This window comes from Bacillus sp. FSL R5-0576 (assembly GCF_038004765.1).
Lineage (GTDB): Bacteria > Bacillota > Bacilli > Bacillales > Bacillaceae > Bacillus > Bacillus subtilis.
On the sequence record NZ_JBBORU010000001.1, the window covers coordinates 305300 to 327177 of the forward strand.

21 protein-coding genes and 1 pseudogene are annotated in these 21878 nt (G+C 44.7%); 15 read left to right on the forward strand and 7 right to left on the reverse strand.

Going from position 1 to position 21878, the window contains the following annotated elements:
- Nucleotide 1: 1 nt before the first annotated feature.
- The 4 genes and pseudogenes from bsdC (at nucleotide 2) to NX903_RS01535 (ending at nucleotide 3040) form a co-directional block, all read left to right on the forward strand.
- Nucleotides 2–1423 carry a phenolic acid decarboxylase BsdC gene (bsdC, locus tag NX903_RS01520; protein WP_086343450.1) on the forward strand — a complete coding sequence of 474 codons (1422 nt, stop codon included), beginning with the start codon at nucleotides 2–4 and terminating at the stop codon, nucleotides 1421–1423.
- 16 nt (nucleotides 1424–1439) lie between these two features.
- Nucleotides 1440–1667, forward strand: coding sequence for a phenolic acid decarboxylase subunit BsdD (gene bsdD, locus NX903_RS01525; protein ID WP_010886405.1), 228 nt, complete (start codon nucleotides 1440–1442; stop codon nucleotides 1665–1667).
- On the forward strand, nucleotides 1664–2128 hold the full coding sequence (locus NX903_RS01530) for a pyridoxamine 5'-phosphate oxidase family protein (RefSeq protein WP_080010607.1): 465 nt from the start codon (nucleotides 1664–1666) through the stop codon (nucleotides 2126–2128). Before bsdD ends, NX903_RS01530 begins: the two co-directional genes overlap by 4 nt.
- Nucleotides 2129–2193: 65 nt before the next feature.
- Nucleotides 2194–3040: pseudogene (locus NX903_RS01535) on the forward strand (alpha/beta fold hydrolase).
- A gap of 40 nt (nucleotides 3041–3080) precedes the next feature.
- On the opposite strand, the gene NX903_RS01540 reads toward NX903_RS01535, so the two are convergent.
- Complete coding sequence (locus NX903_RS01540; RefSeq protein ID WP_086343451.1) at nucleotides 3081–4559, reverse strand: peptide MFS transporter; 1479 nt, start codon at nucleotides 4557–4559, stop codon at nucleotides 3081–3083.
- Nucleotides 4560–4838: 279 nt separating this feature from the next.
- Between NX903_RS01540 and NX903_RS01545 the strand changes: the two genes are divergently transcribed.
- Entirely contained in the window at nucleotides 4839–6593 is a 1755-nt protein-coding gene (locus tag NX903_RS01545) for a right-handed parallel beta-helix repeat-containing protein (RefSeq protein WP_086343452.1), read from the forward strand.
- A 14-nt stretch (nucleotides 6594–6607) separates the two neighbouring features.
- Here the strand turns inward: NX903_RS01545 and NX903_RS01550 are convergent, their stop codons facing one another.
- Nucleotides 6608–6829, reverse strand: a complete 222-nt coding sequence (locus NX903_RS01550) for a hypothetical protein (RefSeq protein WP_015252828.1) — start codon at nucleotides 6827–6829, stop codon at nucleotides 6608–6610.
- A 125-nt stretch (nucleotides 6830–6954) separates the two neighbouring features.
- On the opposite strand from NX903_RS01550, the gene gerKA reads away from it, so the two are divergent.
- Genes gerKA through gerKB form a run of 3 tightly spaced genes read left to right on the forward strand, consistent with a single transcriptional unit; the run spans nucleotide 6955 to nucleotide 10948 of the window.
- On the forward strand, nucleotides 6955–8589 hold the full coding sequence (gene gerKA / locus NX903_RS01555) for a spore germination protein GerKA (RefSeq protein WP_086343453.1): 1635 nt from the start codon (nucleotides 6955–6957) through the stop codon (nucleotides 8587–8589).
- On the forward strand, nucleotides 8579–9802 hold the full coding sequence (gene gerKC, locus NX903_RS01560) for a spore germination protein GerKC (RefSeq protein ID WP_049141361.1): 1224 nt from the start codon (nucleotides 8579–8581) through the stop codon (nucleotides 9800–9802). Before gerKA ends, gerKC begins: the two co-directional genes overlap by 11 nt.
- A 24-nt stretch (nucleotides 9803–9826) precedes the next feature.
- Complete coding sequence (gene gerKB, locus NX903_RS01565; protein ID WP_049141363.1) at nucleotides 9827–10948, forward strand: spore germination protein GerKB; 1122 nt, start codon at nucleotides 9827–9829, stop codon at nucleotides 10946–10948.
- Nucleotides 10949–11052: 104 nt separating this feature from the next.
- On the opposite strand, the gene NX903_RS01570 is transcribed toward gerKB, so the two are convergent.
- Together NX903_RS01570 and NX903_RS01575 are read right to left on the reverse strand one after the other, a co-directional pair.
- Nucleotides 11053–11733 (reverse strand): ABC transporter ATP-binding protein, encoded by a 681-nt coding sequence (locus NX903_RS01570; protein ID WP_015382762.1) that lies wholly within the window; start codon nucleotides 11731–11733, stop codon nucleotides 11053–11055.
- A gap of 15 nt (nucleotides 11734–11748) precedes the next feature.
- Nucleotides 11749–13209: an ABC transporter permease gene (locus tag NX903_RS01575; protein WP_015382763.1), complete on the reverse strand. Its 1461-nt coding sequence runs from the start codon at nucleotides 13207–13209 to the stop codon at nucleotides 11749–11751.
- Nucleotides 13210–13421: 212 nt separating this feature from the next.
- On the opposite strand from NX903_RS01575, the gene yclJ reads away from it, so the two are divergent.
- The 4 genes from yclJ to phrC all read left to right on the forward strand — a co-directional run bounded on the left by yclJ (nucleotide 13422) and on the right by phrC (nucleotide 16931).
- Nucleotides 13422–14105, forward strand: coding sequence for a two-component system response regulator YclJ (gene yclJ, locus NX903_RS01580; protein ID WP_003246532.1), 684 nt, complete (start codon nucleotides 13422–13424; stop codon nucleotides 14103–14105).
- Nucleotides 14092–15513, forward strand: a complete 1422-nt coding sequence (gene yclK / locus NX903_RS01585; RefSeq protein ID WP_086343454.1) for a two-component system sensor histidine kinase YclK — start codon at nucleotides 14092–14094, stop codon at nucleotides 15511–15513. Before yclJ ends, yclK begins: the two co-directional genes overlap by 14 nt.
- Nucleotides 15514–15676: 163 nt before the next feature.
- On the forward strand, nucleotides 15677–16825 hold the full coding sequence (rapC, locus tag NX903_RS01590) for a response regulator aspartate phosphatase RapC (protein ID WP_086343455.1): 1149 nt from the start codon (nucleotides 15677–15679) through the stop codon (nucleotides 16823–16825).
- On the forward strand, nucleotides 16809–16931 hold the full coding sequence (phrC, locus tag NX903_RS01595) for a phosphatase RapC inhibitor PhrC (protein WP_003224994.1): 123 nt from the start codon (nucleotides 16809–16811) through the stop codon (nucleotides 16929–16931). Before rapC ends, phrC begins: the two co-directional genes overlap by 17 nt.
- A 97-nt stretch (nucleotides 16932–17028) precedes the next feature.
- Here the strand turns inward: phrC and NX903_RS01600 are convergent, their stop codons facing one another.
- From NX903_RS01600 to NX903_RS01610, 3 genes are all read right to left on the reverse strand, one after another.
- Nucleotides 17029–17118, reverse strand: coding sequence for a YjcZ family sporulation protein (locus NX903_RS01600; protein WP_015482794.1), 90 nt, complete (start codon nucleotides 17116–17118; stop codon nucleotides 17029–17031).
- Nucleotides 17119–17199: 81 nt separating this feature from the next.
- Nucleotides 17200–17313, reverse strand: coding sequence for a YjcZ family sporulation protein (locus NX903_RS01605; RefSeq protein WP_014478831.1), 114 nt, complete (start codon nucleotides 17311–17313; stop codon nucleotides 17200–17202).
- 152 nt (nucleotides 17314–17465) lie between these two features.
- Nucleotides 17466–18830: an aspartate kinase gene (locus NX903_RS01610; protein WP_086343456.1), complete on the reverse strand. Its 1365-nt coding sequence runs from the start codon at nucleotides 18828–18830 to the stop codon at nucleotides 17466–17468.
- A gap of 384 nt (nucleotides 18831–19214) precedes the next feature.
- Between NX903_RS01610 and yclN the strand changes: the two genes are divergently transcribed.
- The 3 genes from yclN to yclP are packed head-to-tail and all read left to right on the forward strand — an operon-like array spanning nucleotide 19215 to nucleotide 21857.
- On the forward strand, nucleotides 19215–20165 hold the full coding sequence (gene yclN, locus NX903_RS01615) for a petrobactin ABC transporter permease YclN (RefSeq protein WP_014475804.1): 951 nt from the start codon (nucleotides 19215–19217) through the stop codon (nucleotides 20163–20165).
- Entirely contained in the window at nucleotides 20158–21105 is a 948-nt protein-coding gene (gene yclO, locus NX903_RS01620; RefSeq protein WP_003246705.1) for a petrobactin ABC transporter permease YclO, read from the forward strand. The genes yclN and yclO overlap by 8 nt, the downstream gene beginning before the upstream one ends.
- On the forward strand, nucleotides 21099–21857 hold the full coding sequence (gene yclP, locus NX903_RS01625; RefSeq protein WP_086343457.1) for a petrobactin ABC transporter ATP-binding protein YclP: 759 nt from the start codon (nucleotides 21099–21101) through the stop codon (nucleotides 21855–21857). The genes yclO and yclP overlap by 7 nt, the downstream gene beginning before the upstream one ends.
- Nucleotides 21858–21878: the final 21 nt, after the last annotated feature.

A 21878-nucleotide genomic window follows, 5' to 3' on the forward strand; every position in this document is an offset into this window, starting at 1 on the left:
CATGGCTTATCAAGATTTCAGAGAATTTCTCGCTGCCCTTGAAAAAGAAGGACAGCTGCTTACAGTGAATGAAGAGGTAAAGCCGGAACCGGATTTAGGGGCCGCCGCACGGGCAGCCAGCAATCTTGGCGATAAAAGCCCTGCGCTCTTATTTAACAACATTTACGGCTATCATAACGCGCGAATTGCGATGAATGTCATCGGCTCTTGGCCAAACCATGCCATGATGCTGGGCATGCCGAAAGACACACCGGTAAAAGAACAGTTTTTTGAATTCGCAAAGCGTTATGACCAGTTTCCGATGCCGGTCAAACGTGAGGAAACAGCGCCATTTCATGAAAATGAAATCACAGAAGATATCAATTTGTTCGATATACTGCCTCTTTTCAGAATTAACCAAGGTGATGGAGGCTACTATTTAGACAAAGCGTGTGTCATTTCCCGTGATCTTGAAGACCCTGACAACTTCGGCAAACAAAATGTCGGCATTTACAGAATGCAGGTCAAAGGAAAAGACCGTCTCGGCATTCAGCCTGTCCCGCAGCACGATATTGCAATCCATCTGCGCCAAGCTGAAGAACGCGGCATCAATCTTCCGGTCACTATTGCGCTCGGCTGCGAGCCGGTCATTACAACGGCGGCATCGACTCCGCTTCTCTATGATCAATCAGAATACGAAATGGCAGGTGCGATTCAAGGCGAACCATATCGCATCGTCAAATCAAAGCTGTCTGATCTGGATATTCCGTGGGGCGCTGAAGTGGTGCTTGAAGGTGAGATTATTGCCGGAGAGCGCGAATATGAAGGGCCGTTCGGTGAATTCACAGGCCATTATTCCGGCGGACGCAGCATGCCGATTATCAAAATTAAACGCGTCTATCACAGAAACAATCCGATCTTTGAACATTTATACTTAGGCATGCCTTGGACAGAATGCGATTACATGATCGGCATTAACACATGCGTGCCGCTTTATCAGCAGTTAAAAGAAGCGTATCCGAACGAAATTGTGGCAGTGAACGCCATGTACACACACGGTTTAATCGCGATTGTTTCCACAAAAACCCGCTATGGCGGATTTGCGAAAGCGGTCGGCATGCGCGCACTCACAACGCCGCACGGACTCGGCTACTGCAAAATGGTCATTGTCGTTGATGAGGATGTCGATCCATTCAACCTTCCGCAGGTCATGTGGGCGCTTTCGACCAAAATGCATCCGAAACACGATGCGGTCATCATTCCGGACTTATCTGTCCTGCCGCTTGATCCGGGATCCAATCCATCAGGAATCACTCACAAAATGATTCTTGACGCCACTACACCGGTTGCGCCGGAAACAAGAGGCCATTATTCACAGCCGCTTGATTCTCCGCTAACAACGAAAGAATGGGAACAAAAACTAATGGACTTAATGAATAAATAAGGAAAGGATGTTCGAAATGCATACATGTCCTCGATGCGACTCAAAAAAGGGAGAAGTCATGAGCAAATCGCCTGTAGAAGGCGCATGGGAAGTTTATCAGTGCCAAACATGCTTTTTTACATGGAGATCCTGTGAACCGGAAAGCATTACGAATCCCGAAAAATACAATCCAGCGTTTAAAATAGATCCAAAGGAAACAGAAACAGCAATTGAAGTTCCGGCGGTGCCGGAACGAAAGGCTTGATCCGCGTGAACAGTATGTCAGACCGTCTCTTTGAGCTGCTTGACGGGAGATGCCTGAGTGAGAAGCAGCATGAGGCCTTCGTTCTGCAAACAGTATCAGAGGATGGCTGGCCGCATGCCGCTATGATCAGTGCAGGTGAAATTATCGCGCTGAGCCGAACTGATATCCGAATCGCTCTGTGGAAAAACACAATGACTTCGGCCAACATCCTTCGCACAGGAAAAGCACAGTTCACGGCATGGTGGAAGGGAGCGGCCTATTATGTAAAGCTTGAATGCGCGCCTTTACCGCCTTTGAAAGATGCCGAATATGAAAGAGACCGTTTTTCCTGCCGCATCGTTTCAGTGAAGGAGGACGTTGCGAAATACGCTGATTTGACTTCTGGTGTCCGTATACAGCTTCACAGCCCTGAAGAGGTGCTGAGCAGATGGGAAAAGACCCTGGAAGATTTAAAGCGGTAATATCGATAGCCTGACGCCATGCGTCAGGCTTTTTTTATATAATGAAAACAAAGGGGGCGTGAGAAATGGAACGTGCGGGGATCTGTCACTCGGACGGCTTTGATTTAGCTTATCGAATTGAGGGCGAGGGCGCACCCATCCTTGTGATCGGGAGTGCGGTTTACTATCCGCGCCTTTTTTCCTCAGATATCAAACAGAAATATCAATGGGTCTTTGTCGACCATAGGGGATTTGCTAAGCCTAAGCGGGAGCTTCGTGCGGAGGATTCGGGGCTTGATGCCGTCTTGGCTGATATCGAAAGGATGAGAGCATTTCTTCAGACTTGAGGATGTTACTATCCTGGGACATTCCGGGCACGCTTTTATGGCTTTAGAGTATTCCAGGACATATTCCAAACAAGTTCGGAAGGTGGCGCTCTTCAATACTGCGCCTGATAACAGTGAAGAAAGACAGCGAAAAAGCGAATCATTTTTCATGGAAACAGCCAGTCTTGAGAGAAAGAAACGCTTTGAAAAAGACATCGCGAATTTGCCGCAGGACATCGAAAAAGATCCTGAAAGGCGCTTCGTGCACATGTGTATCCGCGCTGAAGCGAAAAGCTTTTATCAAGAGCGGCCGCATGCTGCTGCCTTATGGGACGGTGTATTCACGAATATGCCGATCATGGATGAATTATGGGGCAAAACATTTGCCCGGCTTGATCTTATTCAGCGGTTAGCTGATGTTCGTATGCCGGTGTATATCGGATTAGGGAGATATGATTATTTGGTTGCGCCTGTTGCGCTATGGGATGCTGTTGACGGTTTATATCCCCATGTGGATAAGGTTATTTTTGAAAAGAGCGGCCATCAGCCGATGCTGGAAGAACCGGAAGCCTTTGATCAAAGCTTCAGCAAATGGCTGGATCAATAAAAAAACAGCCCGCAGATCAAAATCCGCGGGCTGTTTCTGATTATAAGACCCCTTTCATCGCGCGTTTGATAACCGGCGAGAGCAGCAGGAGAATGCCGCCAAGAACGATAGAAATCAAACCGATGGTGCCGAAGTACATTGTTTCAGGAATTTTATCAAACAATCCGGCTACTTGGGCATTGATCGCTTGGGCTGCTGCGTTCGTCAGAAACCACATACTCATTGTCTGTGCAGAGAAGGCAGCTGGGGCCAGTTTCGTTGTCACGGATAAACCGACTGGAGACAGGCACAGCTCTCCAAGCACGACAAGCAGGAAGCTGAGAACGAGCCAAAGCGGGCTTACGAGTGCTTCTTTTCCTTGCATAGCAGGGAATACCATAATGATAAATGACAATCCGGCTAAAATAATTCCGATTGAGAATTTAACTGGTGTAGACGGCTGGCGTTTGCCAAGCTTCATCCAGAGCCATGCGAATATTGGCGCAAAAATGACGACAAACAATGGATTTAATGATTGGAACCAAGATGACTGAAGTTCGAATCCGCCCAATGAAAGTTTTATGCGTTCATCAGCGTATACCGCAAGAATGGTCGCTCCCTGTTCCTGAATGGCCCAGAACATGACAGCACCGATAAACAAAGGAACGTAAGCGGCAAGACGGGATTTTTCTGTTTTGTCCGCTTTTTTGCTTGTAAACATGATGATGAAATAAATGACAGGAATCAAAATACCGAGAATACTTACAAGGTCGATAAAACGCTTGATCGTCAGCACGCCTGTTTGTACAGAGATCATCACTGCGATCGCCACGATGATAACACCGATTCCGGTGCCAATCGCAGATTTTTTAGACAGCGGATTCGGCACATTGGAACCTGCAAGCCCGAGGTTTTTCTTTCTTGTCAAAGCAAATACGATAAGTCCGAGAAGCATTCCGACCGCGGCAGCTCCGAAGCCGAGATGATAGTTGTACTTCTGTCCGAGTGTTCCGACAATTAACGGCGCAAGTAAACCACCGAGGTTAATCCCCATGTAGAAAATACTGAAACCTGAGTCGCGGCGCGGGTCTTCTTTCGTGTAAAGATCCCCAACCACGCTTGAAACGTTTGGTTTTAATAAGCCTGTTCCGACAATGATAAGCACCATGCTGATATAGAATGCGATCGCGCTGCCCGGATAGGCGAGTGCAATGTGGCCGAACATAATGAATATGCCGCCGTAAAACACGGTGTTTGCGGTACCGAATACCCGGTCAGCGAGCCATCCGCCAATAATGGTGGACATGTATACGAGTGATCCGTAAATCGACATAATGGCAACCGCAGTGCCCTTGTCAAAGCCGAGCCCTCCGTTTACCGTCTCTGTATACAAATAGTAAAGTAAGATTGCTCTCATTCCATAGTAAGAGAAACGCTCCCAAAATTCGGTGAAAAATAGTGTAAATAGTCCTCGCGGGTGACCAAAGAACCCTTTTTGCGGGACGCTTTTAATGATACTTTCGTTATCAATCGAAGCCATGTCAGCCAAACCCTTTCTAAAAAAAGTGTATTATAAAAATCATATTCTTATATAATACTTGTGTCAATATAATTTATACTCATTTCAAATAGTTCCATAATGGAAAAATTATAAATACCTAAAAATAGTGATTTTCTCCTAATTTTTATACTCTTTATCGTGAGATTTTCTTACACAACTATTCCTTTATATTTTTTTAATAAAATTTTAGAGAAATGTACAAGCAGATCGGGCCTTTGTGAGTAACATGATAGTAATCATAGAGAAGGAGGCTCGCAATTGGCTGAATTCATATTAAATGCAGCGGATTTCGGTGTTCCTGGAGATGGTAAAACGGATTCGACAGAACGGATTAATCAGTGCCTCAGTACAGCTGTTTCGAAAGGCTATCATACTGTCTGGTTTCCAAAGGGAACATATTTAATAGACGCAACGCTTGGCGGAGATCTTAATCAGAGGTTTCGAAACGCGGGGATCATTGTTCCCGGCAACCTTGAGATTATGATGGACCCCGAATGTATCATGAAAGTGATACCGAATAGTTCGTGGGGTTATTCCGCATTTTATGTAGGCAAGCAAGAGAATATAACTATTTCCGGAGGACAAATTATCGGCGAACGGGATGAGCATACGTATGTCTCGGCGGGGATAAGGTCAACCCATGAATGGGGCTTTGGCATATGTATTGAAGGATGCTCGAATGTTGTCATTGATGATGTGAAAATTTCCGATTTTACCGGCGATGGGATCATAGTCAGCCCAAGGGGATTAAAGACCAATCAAGATTATCGAACGTCAGAGCAAATTATCATCCGCCGCTGTGAGGTTCGGCGGTCGAGGAGAAATAACATTTCCATTACCGGATGTGACATGGTCACGGTGGAGGAATGCTTGATTGAAGATGCCGGAACGGGGAATGGAACAGCCCCGAAATTCGGAATTGACATTGAAGGATATGGCGAAGGTGACGTTGATTATGAGGAACCGATTAATGTATCAATTCGCAATAACCACTTTGTTGGAAACGTTTCAAGTTCTGTGACCAATTTTAACGGGTATGGCATTTTAATAGAAGGAAATCACTCTGACAATACAATCAGCTACGGATATGGGACGCAAACAGTGATCAAGGGAAATATACTGAGGCGCCCTGAAGACGCGGCGGCTGCGCCAAGAGTCGGGATAACCGGACTCGGTGTATCACAAGGAAAAGAGACCAGTGATGCAGTGATCGCTGGCAACCTCATTACCGGATTTTCAACTGGAATTGATGTCAGGGGAAAGAGCGTTCTTGTGACGAACAACAAAATCAGCAACTTTGAAAACACAGGGATATTGGTTTATCAGTCTTCCGACGTAAAGGTAGACGGAAACCAAATTCAAAACGGACTGTCTGAAACAAGGCGCAGCATCGGTCTTCGCGCAGTGCTGTCAGATGACATCGCTTTTCTGAATAACTGTCTCATTCAAGTCGTTGACGGTGTGAACGTTTCCGGCGGAAATATGATCATTAAAGATAATCTCCTGAGAAAATTCAGCCGGGGCATTTGGATTGCTCAAGGGAACGCGGTGATTGAAGGGAATATACTGAATCCTGACGCGTTTGAAGCAGTGCCGGAATCATATTCTGTTTCCGTCACAAACAATGCCGGCGCCATCATCAAAAACAATACATTTAAAGAGTTCAAAAATTACCCCATTTATTGCTCCACAAGTGCGAAAACCTCAATTATCGGCAACCACTTAGAGAGATCTCCGCTTTTGGTCACCATCTATATCAGCGCCGGTGTGCATGAGATTTTTGATAATACCATTTCAGTCAACAGAACAGCCGGGAATCCGATTGTGATTTATATCAATGGCTCTGCAGGCTCTATCGTCTCAGGAAACACCATCAATAACCTCTCCGCGGGCACTGCGACAGCTATTCAAACAAACACGTCAACCAACTCCAAAATCATCGGCAACCGCATTTTTAAAGGGACAATCAACAAACACAGCAGTGATGCAATAGACGGCAATATTATCGTCTGAAAAAAGCGCCCCCTCTAGGGGTTCTTTTTTTTCGATTTATAGATCACGTACATTTCTCTCACAAGTACTAAAACAAAAAATAAAATTACAACCCATTCCGCAAATGTTGTCATCTTAAAGCTGGACATATTGTTATAAACGGCTTTTGTTAAACTGAACCCTTGAAGCATGTCCATCAATACAGAAATAGCTAATAAACAAATTAATATGACTCCAGTCACGCCCAATATCTTCATGCTTCATCATCCTCCGCTTTTAGTGTCTATCGTTGGCGGAGAAGTTATACCGCATCTAACCCTAATGCATAATCTCAATTTTAAAAGGAAGAATATGAGAAAACGACAAGGAAAGGTATTTGTGTATGCCTTTATTTTCTAAGCGAAAGAACAATACCGATTCAAAAGACAAGCAGAATACAGACGAAAGGAACCAGGAACAGCAGCAAGAAAAAGAAAGGCCGGTTCTCATTTCTCCAAGTTTGGCAAAGAATATAGCGGAAACGAAAAAGGAAGTCGGAAGCAGCTCTGACGTCATCATTCGCGAGATTAAAATCGGGGAGCAGGATCATGTCCACCTAGCTGTTATCTATATTGCTGGGCTGGTCGATAATAACACGATCCATGAGTCGTTAATTGACCCATTGGTACAGGATGAGTCTATCCAGAATACTCATGCGATCCAGCAAATTCTTGAAAAAACGCTCCCGCTGGGCGGGGTGAAAGCGGAAAAGAGCTGGGACAAGCTTTTTTCCGAGTTAATGCTCGGCAATGCGCTCATTTTTGCTGATGGCCATGATGAAGCTTTGATTTGCAGCACTCAAGGGGGAGAGCAGCGCTCCATCCAAGAGCCGAGCACCCAGGTGTCATTCCGCGGTCCGCGCCAAGGGTTTACAGAGTCTCTGCAAACCAATATTTCCATGATCCGGCGATACATTAAAAATCCGAATTTATGGGTTGAAAAAATGAAAAAAGGTTCTGTTACGAATACGGATATCGCTCTCATGTACATTCAAGGAATATGCGATGAAAAGGTGCTGAAGGAAGTGAAGCAGCGCCTGGAAAAAATAGATATTGACAGTATTTTGGAATCTGGATATATTGAGCAGCTGATTGAAGATGAAACCTTTACGACGTTTCCGACTATGTATCATACAGAACGCCCTGATGTAGTAGCGGGTAATCTGTTAGAAGGAAGATTCGCGATTATTGTGGACGGAACACCGTTTGTGCTTATTGCCCCGGCCTTATTTGTCCAGTTTTTTCAGTCTGTTGAGGATTATTATTCGCGTTTTGACATTGCGACAAGCATAAGAATTCTTCGTGTTTTAGTCTTTTTCATTTCGCTTGTGGCTCCGGCTGTATACGTGGCAGCCACGACGTTTCATCAAGAAATGATACCGACTCAGCTGTTAGTGGTCATTGCGGCCCAGCGGGAAATTGTCCCGTTTCCGGCTGTTGTGGAGGCGCTGACGATGGAGGTTGCTTTTGAGATTCTGAGGGAAGCGGGATTCAGGCTGCCCCGGGTTGTTGGCTCGGCAGTGTCAATCGTAGGCGCGCTCGTAATCGGCCAGGCTGCCGTACAGGCTGGTATCGTCTCTCCGGCAATGGTGATTATCGTGGCACTCACCGCGATTGCGAGCTTCGCAACACCGGCGTTTGCAATGGCGATTTCAGCCCGGCTTATTCGGTTTATTTTTATTATTGCCTCAGCTGTTATGGGTTTTTACGGGCTGATTTTAGGGATCATTATGATGTTTGTCCACTTATGCAGTCTTCGTTCATTCGGCGTTCCATATATGTCGCCGCTTGCACCCTTTTCTTCACAAGGCGTAAAGGACGCGCTTTTCCGGGTTCCGTGGTGGGCCGATGAAAAAAGGCCGGAATCGGTCAGCAAGGAAGATAAGGTGCGGCAGGGGCAAGATCAACGCCCAGAGCCGGCCGCTTCACGAGGAATGGTGAACAAAGATTTGGAAGAAGGGGATCAGAATGGTACGTAAATGTCTATTAGCCGTTCTCATGCTTTTGAGCGCCATTGTGCTGCCCGGCTGCTGGGATAAGAGGGAGCTGACGGATCTTGCGATTATCTCGGCGATTGGCATCGATCGGACAAACGACAGCAACTACGTGCTGCATCTTCAAATTATCAATCCAGGAAATGTTGCCGGCGGCCTTCAGGGAGGCGGTGCTGGAGACAGGCCGCCTGTATATGTCTATTCGATTGAAGGTAACAATATAACGGAAGCACTCAGAAAAGCCTCCATGAAGGTATCACGGCGGCTTTATTTTGCCCATACCAATCTAGTCGTGATCAATGAAAAGCTGGCAAAAGAAGAAGGTTTGGATTTTGTATTAGATAATCTTGACCGGGACACAGAATTCAGGACAACAGCAACCTTCGTCGTTGCCCATAAAACAAAAGCAGAAAATATTGTGAAAATCCTGACGCCAATTGATAAAATTCCATCAAATAAAGTCAATAAAACCTTGGATTTCACGGAGGCGCAATACGGGCGGGTGGTCAAAACCAATATTCAGGACGTTTTGAAAACACTTGCCGCCAACACTATGGCACCGGTCATCCCCGGATATATGATGATTGGTGACGATAAAAAAGGAGTCAGCATGGAAAACACGCAGGCGACTGACCCGAAAGCCATTCTTCAGGCAGATGGTCTGGCGGTTTTTGATAAGGCAGGATATTTAAAGTATTGGCTGGAAGATGATGAAAGCGTGGGGGCAGTCTGGCTTATGAATAAGATCCAGCATACGTTTATTAATGCTGACTGGGGCAAGACGAAGGATGCGGTCAGCTTGCAGGTTACCCATCAAGATACAAAGCTGGTACCGAAAATGCGGAACGGACGTCCGTACATCCATGTGAAAGTGTCGGTTGAAGGTATTATTGATGCTGTCAAATACCCTTTCCAATTGTCTGATCCCAAGGTGCTGGCCGCTATTGAAAAAGCGCTCAACAAAGAGCTTGAAAAGGAAATCAGCCATACTGTGAAAAAGATTAAGAAGAATAAAATAGATTTTATCGGTTTTGGTGACACGATATATAGAAAGTATCCGGAGCAGTGGGAGAAAATGAAGGACACATGGGACAAAGAATATTTGCCCGAACTGCCCATCGATGTGAAGGCCGAGACGTATATCAGAAGGACGGGATTGCGAAACGATCCGATCAAACACCAGTTTAAAGATGATTAGGTCTGAAGAAAGGGGAAGTGACAGATGGAAAAAGCCAGAATAAGCATAAGGCAGCTGTTTGTCATGATTATCATTTTTGAACTGGGCAGCTCCTTATTGATTACACCGGGATCAATGGCGGGCAGGGATGCTTGGATAGCAGTTTTATTAGGCTGTGCGATCGGACTGTTTCTTTTCTATTTGTATCAAGGCATTTATCAATGTTATCCGAATTCTTCTCCGAAAGAATATATGGATGATATGCTGGGAACCAAGCTGAGCTGGCTGTTTTCATTTCTCTATATATTGTACTTTGCCTATATTGCCGCAAGGGTGCTGCGTGACTTTGGAGAAATGCTGCTGACGTTTGCTTATCATGATACACCTATCATTATTGTAAATGCTTTATTAATGGTAGTAAGCATATATGCCGTAAGAAAAGGAATTGAAGTACTCGCACGCGCTGCCGAACTTCTTTTCGGGGTCATGTATTTACTGGGCGCGATCGGGCTCGTGCTGATTATTGTCTCAGGCACTATAGACCCGCACAATTTAAAGCCGGTTTTGGCAAACGGTATTTCTCCTATCCTTCACTCTGTTTTCACGCAGACCATGTACGTCCCATTTGGTGAAGTCGTTTTATTTGTGATGATTTTCCCTAACCTGAATGACAGAAAAGATGTGAAAAAAATGGGGATGATTGCCATGGCTATTAGCGGATTGGTTGTGGCGCTCACCGTGGCGATTAATATCATCGTGCTTGATGTTGATCTTACACTCAGATCCCAGTTCCCGCTTTTAAGTACGATTCAGACAATCAAGGTCGAAGAATTTTTAGACCGGCTCGATGTCTTTTTTATGCTGGCGCTGATCATCGGCGGCTTCTTTAAGGTCAGCCTCTACTTATATGCCACTGTGGTTGGGACATCTACGCTCTTTAAGGAAAAGAATCCCTCTCAATTGGCTTATCCGATGGGATTGGGCATCTTAATCCTTTCTTTAACGATCGCAACTAACTTTTCAGAGCACTTGAACGAAGGCTTGAACGTGGTGCCGCTGTATATTCATTTGCCTTTTCAATTATTGTTTCCGCTCTTTCTGTTTATTGTGGCTGTTTGGAAAAAGAAACGAAGAGAGAAGTCAAAAGGGACAGGAGCAAAGGAATGATAAAAAGAGCGGGGGGATGCAGCCGCCGCTCTTTTTATGTTCACTTCTATATAAAAGGGGGATATAGGGTGCGCCCCTGTCTGCACTGGCAGAGGCGCGTTTTGTTATACCACTGCGACGTTTTCCTTCACAGTAAAGCTTCCTCTTGAAAGTCTGATATTGATGTCTGACACTTTTGCAATTTGTTCATCGTGCGTCACCATAATGACGCATTTATTTTCCTTGTGCGCCAGATCCTGAAAGAGCCGTACGATCTCTTTTGATGTGTCCTCATCAAGGTTTCCGGTCGGTTCATCGGCTACGATAAGATCCGTGTCACAGCAGAAAGCCCTTGTAATTGATACCCGCTGCTGCTGTCCGCCGCTCAGTGTGAGCACTTTTTGCCGGGCTTGTTTTTCGTTGATGCCAACCTTCTGCAGCATGTCAAGCGCATATGATTCTTTGTTCTTTTCTTTAGATCCTGTGATTTCCATAGCGGTTGTGACGTTCTGCAAAGCCGTCATATACGGGAGCAGGTTGTACGCCTGAAAGACGATTGATACATATTGATTTCTGAAATTGGTTAAGCCGATTTTAGAAACCGCTTTTCCGTCGTAAAGGATGTTTCCTTCTTTTGGTGCGTCAAGTCCGCCTGCCAGAGACAGGAAAGTGGTTTTCCCCGTCCCTGATGTGCCGACGATTGTGTAGAATTTTCCTTTTTGAAAGCTGATGTTAATATCCTGAAACAATGGCTGGCTTTTGTCTTTATACCAGTAGCCGACTTGTTGAAATTCTAATAAGCTCATAGGTTCCGCCTCTTTCTATTCCTGTTTTGTCAATATCGTTTTCGGATGAAGCCGCAGTACTGAAATTGACGGCAGCAATGTTGCAATGATTGCGATTAGGATGCCGATCCCGCCCAGAATAAGCATGTCGTTCATAGAAACCGCGACGTTCAGTGAATCGATAACGTCCACGTTTGATGAACTGTGGCCGAACATTCCGCCGCCCATGCCGCCACCGCCGCCGGGCATTTGTCCGCTTGCGGTTTGCGTTGAATCGGTTGATGAACTGATTTGCTGGGATAAAAGCTGATTTCCAAGCTGATTTGCGACGAGATTTCCCGTCACAGATGCAAGGCCGATAGCGATAACGGCCACAATCAGAATCTCAGTCAAGAACTGTCCAATCAATTTCCATCGTTTTTCACCGATGGCCATTAACACGCCCATTTCGTATTTGCGCTCCCTGATTGACATCATGACAATCAGGCCAAGAATGACGGCGCCTGCCACTGATACAAGATACACCACGTTTTTAGAGAAAGAAGCCACATTTTCAATCGGTCCGACCATTTGCTGGTAAAGCTGATCGTTTGTATTCAGTGTGTACGTATCGAAGTCTATTGATGTTTTCTTCGCTGCTTTTACGAAAGCATCCATATTTTTCGCGTCGTCCATATAGTAAACAGCTGAGTCAATCGTATTTTTATAGTCGTCGCCTTTCAGCGCCGCTGTTGCTGTGTAAGGCGTATAAAGCTTGTTATAAGGGTTTAAGAAAGAGAAATTTTGGGCTTGGTCATCGCCTGAAGATGTTGTTTTATAAATACCGACGATCTTCAGCTTTACCGTCGTATCTTCATCTGTTGCTGATTCAATTGTGATCGAATCGCCAACGCTCAAATCATTTTCTTCCGCTAAAGTTTCGTTGATCACTGTTACTTTTTTGCCGACATCTGATTTTGTAATCGCGCGTCCGTCTGTGATTTTTGAATCTCCGTCAGAGAAATCATCGACTAACGCTGTGCTGATGACACCTTCAATCGAAAGATCGGCTTGAACCATTTGCGGTCCGCCTTGTCCGCCGCCTTGGCTGTTTTTAGCGTTTGAGCTTGAACTGCTGGAGCTGGAATCACTTGAACTAGAGCTTTCAATCGCATCAAAGTTTCCCGCGTTGGCTGAAGCTGATGTGGTGTAATTGTAGCTCTTCACATGATCAAGCGCTGCAAGCTTATTCGCATCAGACACTTTGATCGGTGTGGATTCGAAGCTGCGTTTTTCACCGCTGTCCTGCTGTTTTTCCATTTGCTTTTGGCGGTCAACCTGTAGTGTCACGCTTCCGCCGAGTTCCTGTCTGGCCAGTTCGCTTGATTTTTGTGCTGCCGACTGGATGGTGAGGCCTGATAGAACAAAGACACATATGACTGTAAACACAAATAATTGCAATAATGTTTTTCCCTTTTTAGCCTTCATATTCCAAAAGGCCCGTTTGATAAAGTTCATTTATGTTCCTCCGTATAGGTACTTTGATTGATAAGGCCGCCTCTGGGGCGGGCTTGCTTGTTGATAAATTAATAGTAGTCCAAAGGTATGAAAAAAATATGAACAATCTATTTCTAGTTGATGAAATAAAAACTAACAATTGTGAAACGCAAAACCTTCTGTTTAAAATGGTGCTATTATATAAAAAAGCATCAAAACAATCGGAGGATATAATGAAAATATTAATGATAGAAGATAATGTTAGTGTATGTACGATGACGGAGATGTTCTTTTTTAAAGAAGGTTTTGAAGCGGAATTCGTTCATGACGGGTTAGAAGGGTACCAGCGTTTTACGGAAGAAAATTGGGATCTGATCATTTTGGATATCATGCTTCCATCTATGGACGGCGTGACCATCTGCAGAAAAATAAGAGAGACAAGCACGGTGCCGATTATCATGCTGACTGCCAAAGACACTGAATCAGATCAGGTCATCGGCTTTGAGATGGGGGCGGACGATTATGTCACAAAGCCGTTCAGCCCGCTGACATTGGTTGCCCGCATCAAAGCCGTCATCAGAAGATATAAGGCGACAGGCAAAGCGGTTATTGATGAAGATATGATCGAAACGGAATGCTTTACCATTAATAAGAAGACGAGAGAAGTATTATTAAACGGAGAGCCTGTAGAAAATCTCACGCCGAAGGAATTCGATCTGCTTTATTACCTTGTCCAAAATCCGCGGCAGGTGTTCTCAAGAGAACAGCTGCTTGAGCAGGTATGGGGCTATCAATTTTATGGAGATGAGCGAACAGTTGACGTTCATATCAAACGGCTGCGGAAAAAGCTTGCCAGCGAAGACAAGCCTTTCTTGTATACTGTGTGGGGAGTAGGGTATAAATTTGATGAAGATTAAATATTTATATCAGCTGCTGCTAAGCCACATCAGCATTTTGATTTTAGCGTTTGTCATTATCATTTCTCTGTTTTCCCACTTTGTGAAAGAATTTGCCTATCAAAACAAAGTAGAGGAATTGACGTCATATGCGGTGCAGATCGCAAATGAATTCCAAGCCGGCCAGGTGGACATGCGCAGGCTCTATCCTTATCAGGACATTTTAAGCACAAGAAAGACGCAATTTATCATCTTTAATGAAGAGCAGCAGCCTTATTTTCTTCCTGAAGGCTTTCATCACCCACCAAGGGAACAGCTGAAGAAATCAGAATGGAATAAGCTGAAAAAAGGGCAGACTGTCATGATCAGGGCAGATGGCCGTTTTGATGATGAAGTGTCCCTTGTGGCGCAGCCTATATTTGTTCAGAACGAATTTAAAGGCGCCGTTCTGCTGATTTCTCCGATCAGCGGTGTTGAACAGATGGTCAATCAGGTCAACCTCTATATGTTTTACGCTGTGATCAGCACGCTTGTGATTACGATTCTTGTGAGCTGGCTTCTGTCCAAATTCCATGTCAAGCGGATTCAAAAGCTGAGAGAAGCGACAGATAAAGTGGCTTCCGGCGATTATGACATCCATTTGGAAAACAGCTACGGGGACGAAATCGGCGTACTGGCGTCTGACTTTAATATCATGGCGAAAAAACTAAAGCAGTCAAGGGATGAAATCAATCGCCTTGAGAAGCGGAGAAGGCAGTTTATCGCTGACGTGTCACATGAATTAAAAACACCGCTGACGACGATCAACGGTTTGGTTGAAGGGCTGAACAGCCATACGATTCCTGAGGATAAGAAGGATAAATGCTTCTCGCTGATCAGTGAGGAAACGAAGCGCATGCTGCGGCTCGTAAAAGAAAATCTGGATTATGAAAAAATCAGATCCCAGCAAATTACCTTGAACAAGCTAAACGTTCCTCTGATCGAGGTGTTTGAAATCGTGAAAGAGCACTTGCAGCAGCAGGCGGAAGAAAAACAAAACAAGCTGATGATCCAGGTAGAGGATCACGTCATCGTACATGCCGATTATGACCGGTTCATTCAAATTCTCGTCAACATTACGAAAAACAGCATCCAATTTACGAAAAACGGTGACATTTGGCTGCGCGGAATGGAAGGTTATAAAGAGACGATTATTGAAATTGAAGACACGGGTATCGGCATTCCAAAAGAGGATATTGAGCATATTTGGGAGCGATTCTATAAAGCAGATATTTCAAGAACGAACACGGCATACGGTGAATACGGACTCGGTCTCTCGATCGTCAAGCAGCTTGTTGAAATGCACCAGGGCACAGTAGAAATCAAGAGTGAAGAAGGGAAAGGCACAAAGTTCATCATCCGCCTTCCTTTAACGGCAAAACAGCAATAGCATACAGGGCGGCGGCATCATCTGATGGAGCCGCCTTTTTTGCACACCGCTTCGGTTTATTGCGTGCTCCCGAAAACAAAGATTGCGTGTTTTTCGGGTTGGGACGGTCTATAAACATGATAAAATATGACATAAACAGTTTTTGATGGGAGAGGGTGAAGGAATGAAGAGCGGGGTAATTCCTTCTTCAGCGGTCGGTCAAAAAATTAACGAGTGGTACAGATATATCCGGACATTCAGCGTGCCGGATGCCGAAGTGTTAAAAGCTGAAATCCAGCAGGAACTGAAACACATGCAGCATGATTCCAACTTGCTGCTTTATTATTCACTAATGGAATTCCGGCACCAGCTTATGCTGGATTATCTTGAGCCGTTAGAGAAATTAAATATCGAAGACCAGCCAAGCCTGTCTGAATTATCAAGAAACATTGACAGCAACCAGGCAGATCTCAAAGGGCTGCTCGACTATTACGTGAATTTTTTTCGCGGGATGTATGAGTTTGATAAGCGGGAATTTATTTCTGCCATTACATACTATAAACAGGCGGAGAAAAAGCTCTCCTTTGTCGCAGACCATATTGAACGGGCTGAATTCTATTTTAAAATCGCGGAAGCTTATTATTATATGAAGCAAACGTATTTTTCATTGATTAATATAAAAAACGCCTATGAAATTTACGTGGAGCAGGAAACCTATAATGTGAGAATCATTCAATGCCATTTCGTGTTCGGGGTCAACCTGATGGATGAAAGAAATTTCGAACAAGCCGCACGCCATTTCAAATTGGCGCTCAATATGGCCCAAGCGGAACAAAAAGCCCAGCTGGTCGGAAGAGCATACTACAATCTCGGATTATGCTATTACAATCAAGACCTTCTAGGCCCTGCCATTGATTACTTTGAAAAAGCGGTCTCCACGTTTGAAAGCAGCAGGATCATCAATTCTCTCCCGCAAGCCTATTTTTTAATCACCCTGATTTATTATAAACAGGGAAAACATGATAAAGCTTCGGAATATCACAAGCGGGGCTATGAATATGCTAAAGAAACAGACGATGCAGACTATGCCGTAAAATTCGAGTTTTTGCAATCCCTATATCAGGATCAGCCCAATGAAGAAGGAATCGAACGATGTTTCCAATACTTAAAAAATAAAAATATGTACGCTGATATAGAGGATTTAGCCCTAGAAGTAGCAAAATATTACTATGAACAGAAATGGTTTAAACTGTCTGCTTCCTACTTTCTACAAGTTGAAGAGGCAAGAAAACAAATACAAAGGAGTGAAGGTTTGTATGAAATTGAAATCTAAGTTGTTTGTTATTTGTTTGGCCGCAGCCGCGATTTTTACAGCGGCTGGCGTTTCTGCTAATGCGGAAGCACTCGACTTTCATGTGACAGAAAGAGGAATGACGTAAGAACAAGCCCCTTCTCATTTGCGAGAAGGGGTTTTTCTTTTCAAAAACACCGCAAGACATAGTCTTGCGGTGCCGCCTTCATGGAGATTACGTTTATTTAGTAGCCTCCTACAAATGCAGTTCCCACAATGATCAAGAGGATAAATAACACAACAATCAAAGCGAAAGAAGTTCCGTAACCTGACATTTTGTGCACCTCCTTGCGAGATTGCTTCAGCAAATGCTGCAAAACCGTGGCGGACAGGGTCCCGCAGAGACGGTCAGCAGCTTAGTAGCCGCCAACAAACGCAGTCCCTACGATAATTAAAAGAATAAACAATACAACGATTAAAGCGAAAGAACTGATGCCGCCGTAACCGCCGCCGTTAGAGTATCCTGACATAAGGTTTCACCTCCCTATGAAGGATACTATAAGATATGCTGAACCGATCCATTTGGCAGGGATAATAGTGGACAAGAGAAAAAATGAACAATTCGGCTATATGAAGGTGATATAAAAAATAGCGGGCGCTGCCGCCCGCTATTTATGTACGATTAAGAGATTAATACGCCCGCGAAAAATTCCTGGTATAACGCTTGAACGGCTTTTCTTTCTTCGGCTTCTTTTACGCCAAACATCATGCTCACTTCAGAAGACCCCTGATTGATCATTTCGATATTCACCTGTGCCTCTGATAATGCTTTGGCGGCTCTTGCCGTTGTACCGACATTGTGGCGCATCGCTTCCCCTACAACCATAATCAGGGCGAGATGATGCTCCACGATGACTTCATCGGCATGCAAATCCTCTTCGATCCGTTTGATGACGCTGCGTTCAGTGGCGGCATTCATTTGCCCCTGCCGTAAAATGATCGTCATGTCATCGATTCCCGAGGGAACATGCTCATACGTCAAACCATGCTCCTCCAGGATTTGAAGGGCTCTGCGGCCAAAACCGATTTCTCTGTTCATGAGATATTTGCTGATATAAATGCTGCAAAAACCGGTGTCGCTGGCAATGCCGACGACAGGCCCGTTTGTGTTATCCCGCTTGCTGACGACGCGGGTGCCTTCGGCTGAGGGGTTGTTCGTATTTTTGATCTGAACAGGAATCCCCGCTCTGAATGCCGGAATGAGCGCTTCATCATGAAACACTGAAAAACCCGCGTAGGACAGCTCCCGCATCTCTCTATATGTCAGCTCGCTGATTTCCTTTGGATTCTCAACGAAGGACGGATTGACAGAATACACAGCGTCTACGTCTGTAAAGTTTTCGTACAAATCGGCTTGTAGTCCGTTGGCAAGAATCGAACCGGTAATATCAGAACCGCTCCGTGAGAATGTGATCACATCGCCATCCTTGCTGAATCCGAAAAAACCGGGAAAAATGATGAGTCCGTCACGTTCCCGAAGACGATAGAGGTTTTGATAGGATTCAGGAAGAACTTGCGCGTTGCCGGGTTCATTTGTCACAAAGAGGCCGGCATCCTTCGGGTTTACATACTCCGCTTTGACGCCTTTATAGCGGAAATAAGCGGCGATCAGCTTGGCATTGTTATCCTCTCCGCTGGCCTTGACTGCGTCAAGGTATTGTTCGGGATTGCTTTTATCTCCTTCTAAAAGCGTAAACAGATCATCTCTGATTTTTTCGATAATGCCTTGCCCCAGCTGAAGCTCAGTGGCGATGAGAGCGTACCGTTCCACAACCGCTTCCGCCAGTTCAGGTGCGCTGCCTGATGCCAAATATTGTTCTGCACATGCGATTAAGAGATCAGTCACTTTCGTATCCTCGGCATAGCGTTTTCCCGGAGCTGAAACGACTACAGCTTTCCGTGCCGGGTCTGAGGTAACGATGTGAAACACCTTGTCAAGCTGGGCGCCTGAAGCAAGTGAGCTGCCTCCGAATTTAACGACCTTCATGTTTACATCTCCTAATGTTTAAAATTTTCACACAAATTTAGTATTTATTATCTCTCTTTCAGTACTGTAAATCAAGGGGGAATTTCTTTCTGGAGAGAACATTTGTATTTTTCACAAGGAATAATGTCAGGTTTGCTGACCGTATGCCTGCGTTATAAAGATAAATATGGTAAACAGCCTAACGTTTTGGGATGGAAAATGGTTAGAATGATTAGTAAAATGGATAAATGACTAGGTTAATATTTTTAAAGAATATTGACTAACCCTAGAAAAATGGTAATATGTAAATGATAATGATAATCAATTACTATATGGCCATATTGTTTTGAGTCCTTGCGGAGTAGGAGATACGTTCTTTTTGCTGTAAGGATGTAAGGAGGCAGCATGAAGCTACGTTACTTATTTATTCTACTTATCATATTAGCAGTCACATCTGTATTTATCGGTGTAGAAGATCTGTCGCCGCTTGATCTCTTCGATTTAAGCAAACAAGAGGCGTCAACGCTGTTTGCAAGCCGTTTGCCGCGATTGATCAGCATTGTCATCGCGGGATTAAGCATGAGCATCTGCGGTTTGATTATGCAGCAGATTAGCAGAAATAAATTCGTGTCACCGACGACGGCGGGCACGATGGATTGGGCGAGGCTCGGCATTTTAATTTCCTTGCTGCTGTTTACATCCGCCAGTCCTTTAATCAAAATGCTGGTCGCGTTTGTCTTTGCCCTTGCAGGAAATTTTCTGTTTATGAAAATCCTTGAAAGAATCAAGTTTAACGACACCATCTTTATTCCGCTTGTCGGTTTAATGCTCGGGAATATCGTCAGTTCAATCGCGACATTTATCGCATATAAATATGACTTGATCCAGAATGTGTCATCATGGCTGCAGGGAGACTTCTCTTTAGTCGTGAAAGGAAGATACGAGCTTCTTTATCTGAGTATTCCGCTCGTCATCATTGCCTATGTGTATGCGGATAAATTCACATTGGCCGGTATGGGTGAAAGCTTTTCTGTCAACCTCGGCCTCAAGTACAAACGGGTTGTGAACATCGGGCTCATTATCGTGTCCCTGATCACGTCTCTTGTCATTTTGACTGTCGGTATGCTGCCGTTTCTCGGTTTAATCATCCCGAATATTGTATCGATTTACAGAGGAGACAATCTGAAGAGCAGCCTGCCGCATACTGCGCTGTTAGGAGCGGTGTTTGTGCTGTTTTGCGATATACTGGGCAGAATCATTATCTTCCCTTATGAAATCTCGATTGGCCTGATGGTCGGAATCATCGGCAGCGGCATTTTCCTGTTTATGCTGTTAAGGAGAAAAGCCTATGCGTAACCAGATGAAAATAGCTTTGCTCGTTGGTTTAGCCATTGTATGTATTGGCTTGTTTTTGTTTTATGACTTAGGCAATTGGGATTACACCCTGCCGAGACGAATCAAAAAGGTCGCAGCCATTGTGCTGACTGGGGGAGCGATTGCGTTTTCGACCATGATCTTTCAAACGATTACGAACAACCGCATCCTGACGCCGAGCATTTTGGGCCTTGATTCTCTCTACATGCTGATTCAGACTGGCATTATCTTTTTGTTCGGTTCTGCGAATATGGTCATCATGAATAAAAACATCAACTTTATCATCTCTGTTCTGCTGATGATACTGTTTTCTCTTGTTTTGTATCAGATCATGTTCAAGGGTGAGGGGAGAAATATCTTTTTCCTTCTGCTTATCGGAATCGTGTTTGGCACGCTGTTCAGCAGCCTGTCTTCTTTTATGCAGATGCTGATTGATCCGAACGAGTTCCAAGTTGTGCAGGACAAGATGTTTGCCAGCTTTAACAATATCAATACGGATTTGTTATGGCTCGCGTTCATCATCTTCCTGCTGACAGGCGTTTATGTCTGGCGTTTTACAAAATTTTTCGATGTGCTGTCGCTCGGACGCGAGCACGCCGTGAATTTGGGCATTGACTACGACAAAGTGGTGAAGCAGATGCTGATCGTGGTTGCGATTTTGGTTTCTGTTTCAACAGCGCTAGTCGGGCCGATTATGTTTTTAGGCCTTCTGGTCGTCAACCTGGCGAGAGAATTCCTGAAAACATATAAGCATTCATACTTAATCGCAGGCTCCGTTTTCATCAGCATCATTGCGCTGGTCGGAGGGCAGTTTGTGGTTGAGAAAGTGTTTACCTTCTCAACGACGCTGAGCGTCATTATTAATTTTGCCGGCGGGATTTATTTTATCTACTTGCTGTTAAAGGAGAATAAATCATGGTAGAGGTCAGAAATGTAAGCAAACAATATGGCGGGAAAGTTGTTCTTGAAGAGACGTCAGTCACGATTCAAAAGGGCAAAATCACCTCGTTTATCGGTCCTAACGGCGCCGGCAAAAGTACGCTGCTGTCTATCATGAGCCGCCTGATCAAAAAGGATTCCGGCGAGATTTACGTAGACGGACAAGAGATTGGAGCATGTGACAGCAAAGAGCTTGCCAAGAAAATGAGCATTTTGAAGCAGGCGAACCAAATCAATATCAGGCTCACGATCAAAGACCTCGTTAGTTTTGGCAGGTTTCCGTACTCACAGGGCCGGCTGACAGAGGAAGACTGGGTTCATATCAACCAGGCGCTCAGCTATATGAAGCTGGAAGACATTCAAGACAAATACTTGGATCAGCTGAGCGGCGGACAGTGCCAAAGGGCATTTATCGCCATGGTCATTGCCCAGGACACAGATTATATTTTTCTGGATGAGCCGCTGAACAATCTGGATATGAAACACTCAGTTGAAATTATGAAACTGCTGAAACGGCTGGTAGAGGAGCTTGGAAAAACGATCGTCATCGTTATTCACGATATCAATTTTGCTTCAGTCTATTCTGACCATATCGTCGCTTTGAAAAACGGCCGAATCGTAAAAGAAGGACCACCTGAAGAAATGATAGAAACATCAGTGCTTGAGGAAATCTACGATATGACCATCCCGATTCAGACGATTGATAATCAAAGAATAGGTGTCTATTTTTCTTAATATATAGAAGAGGTGAAGAGC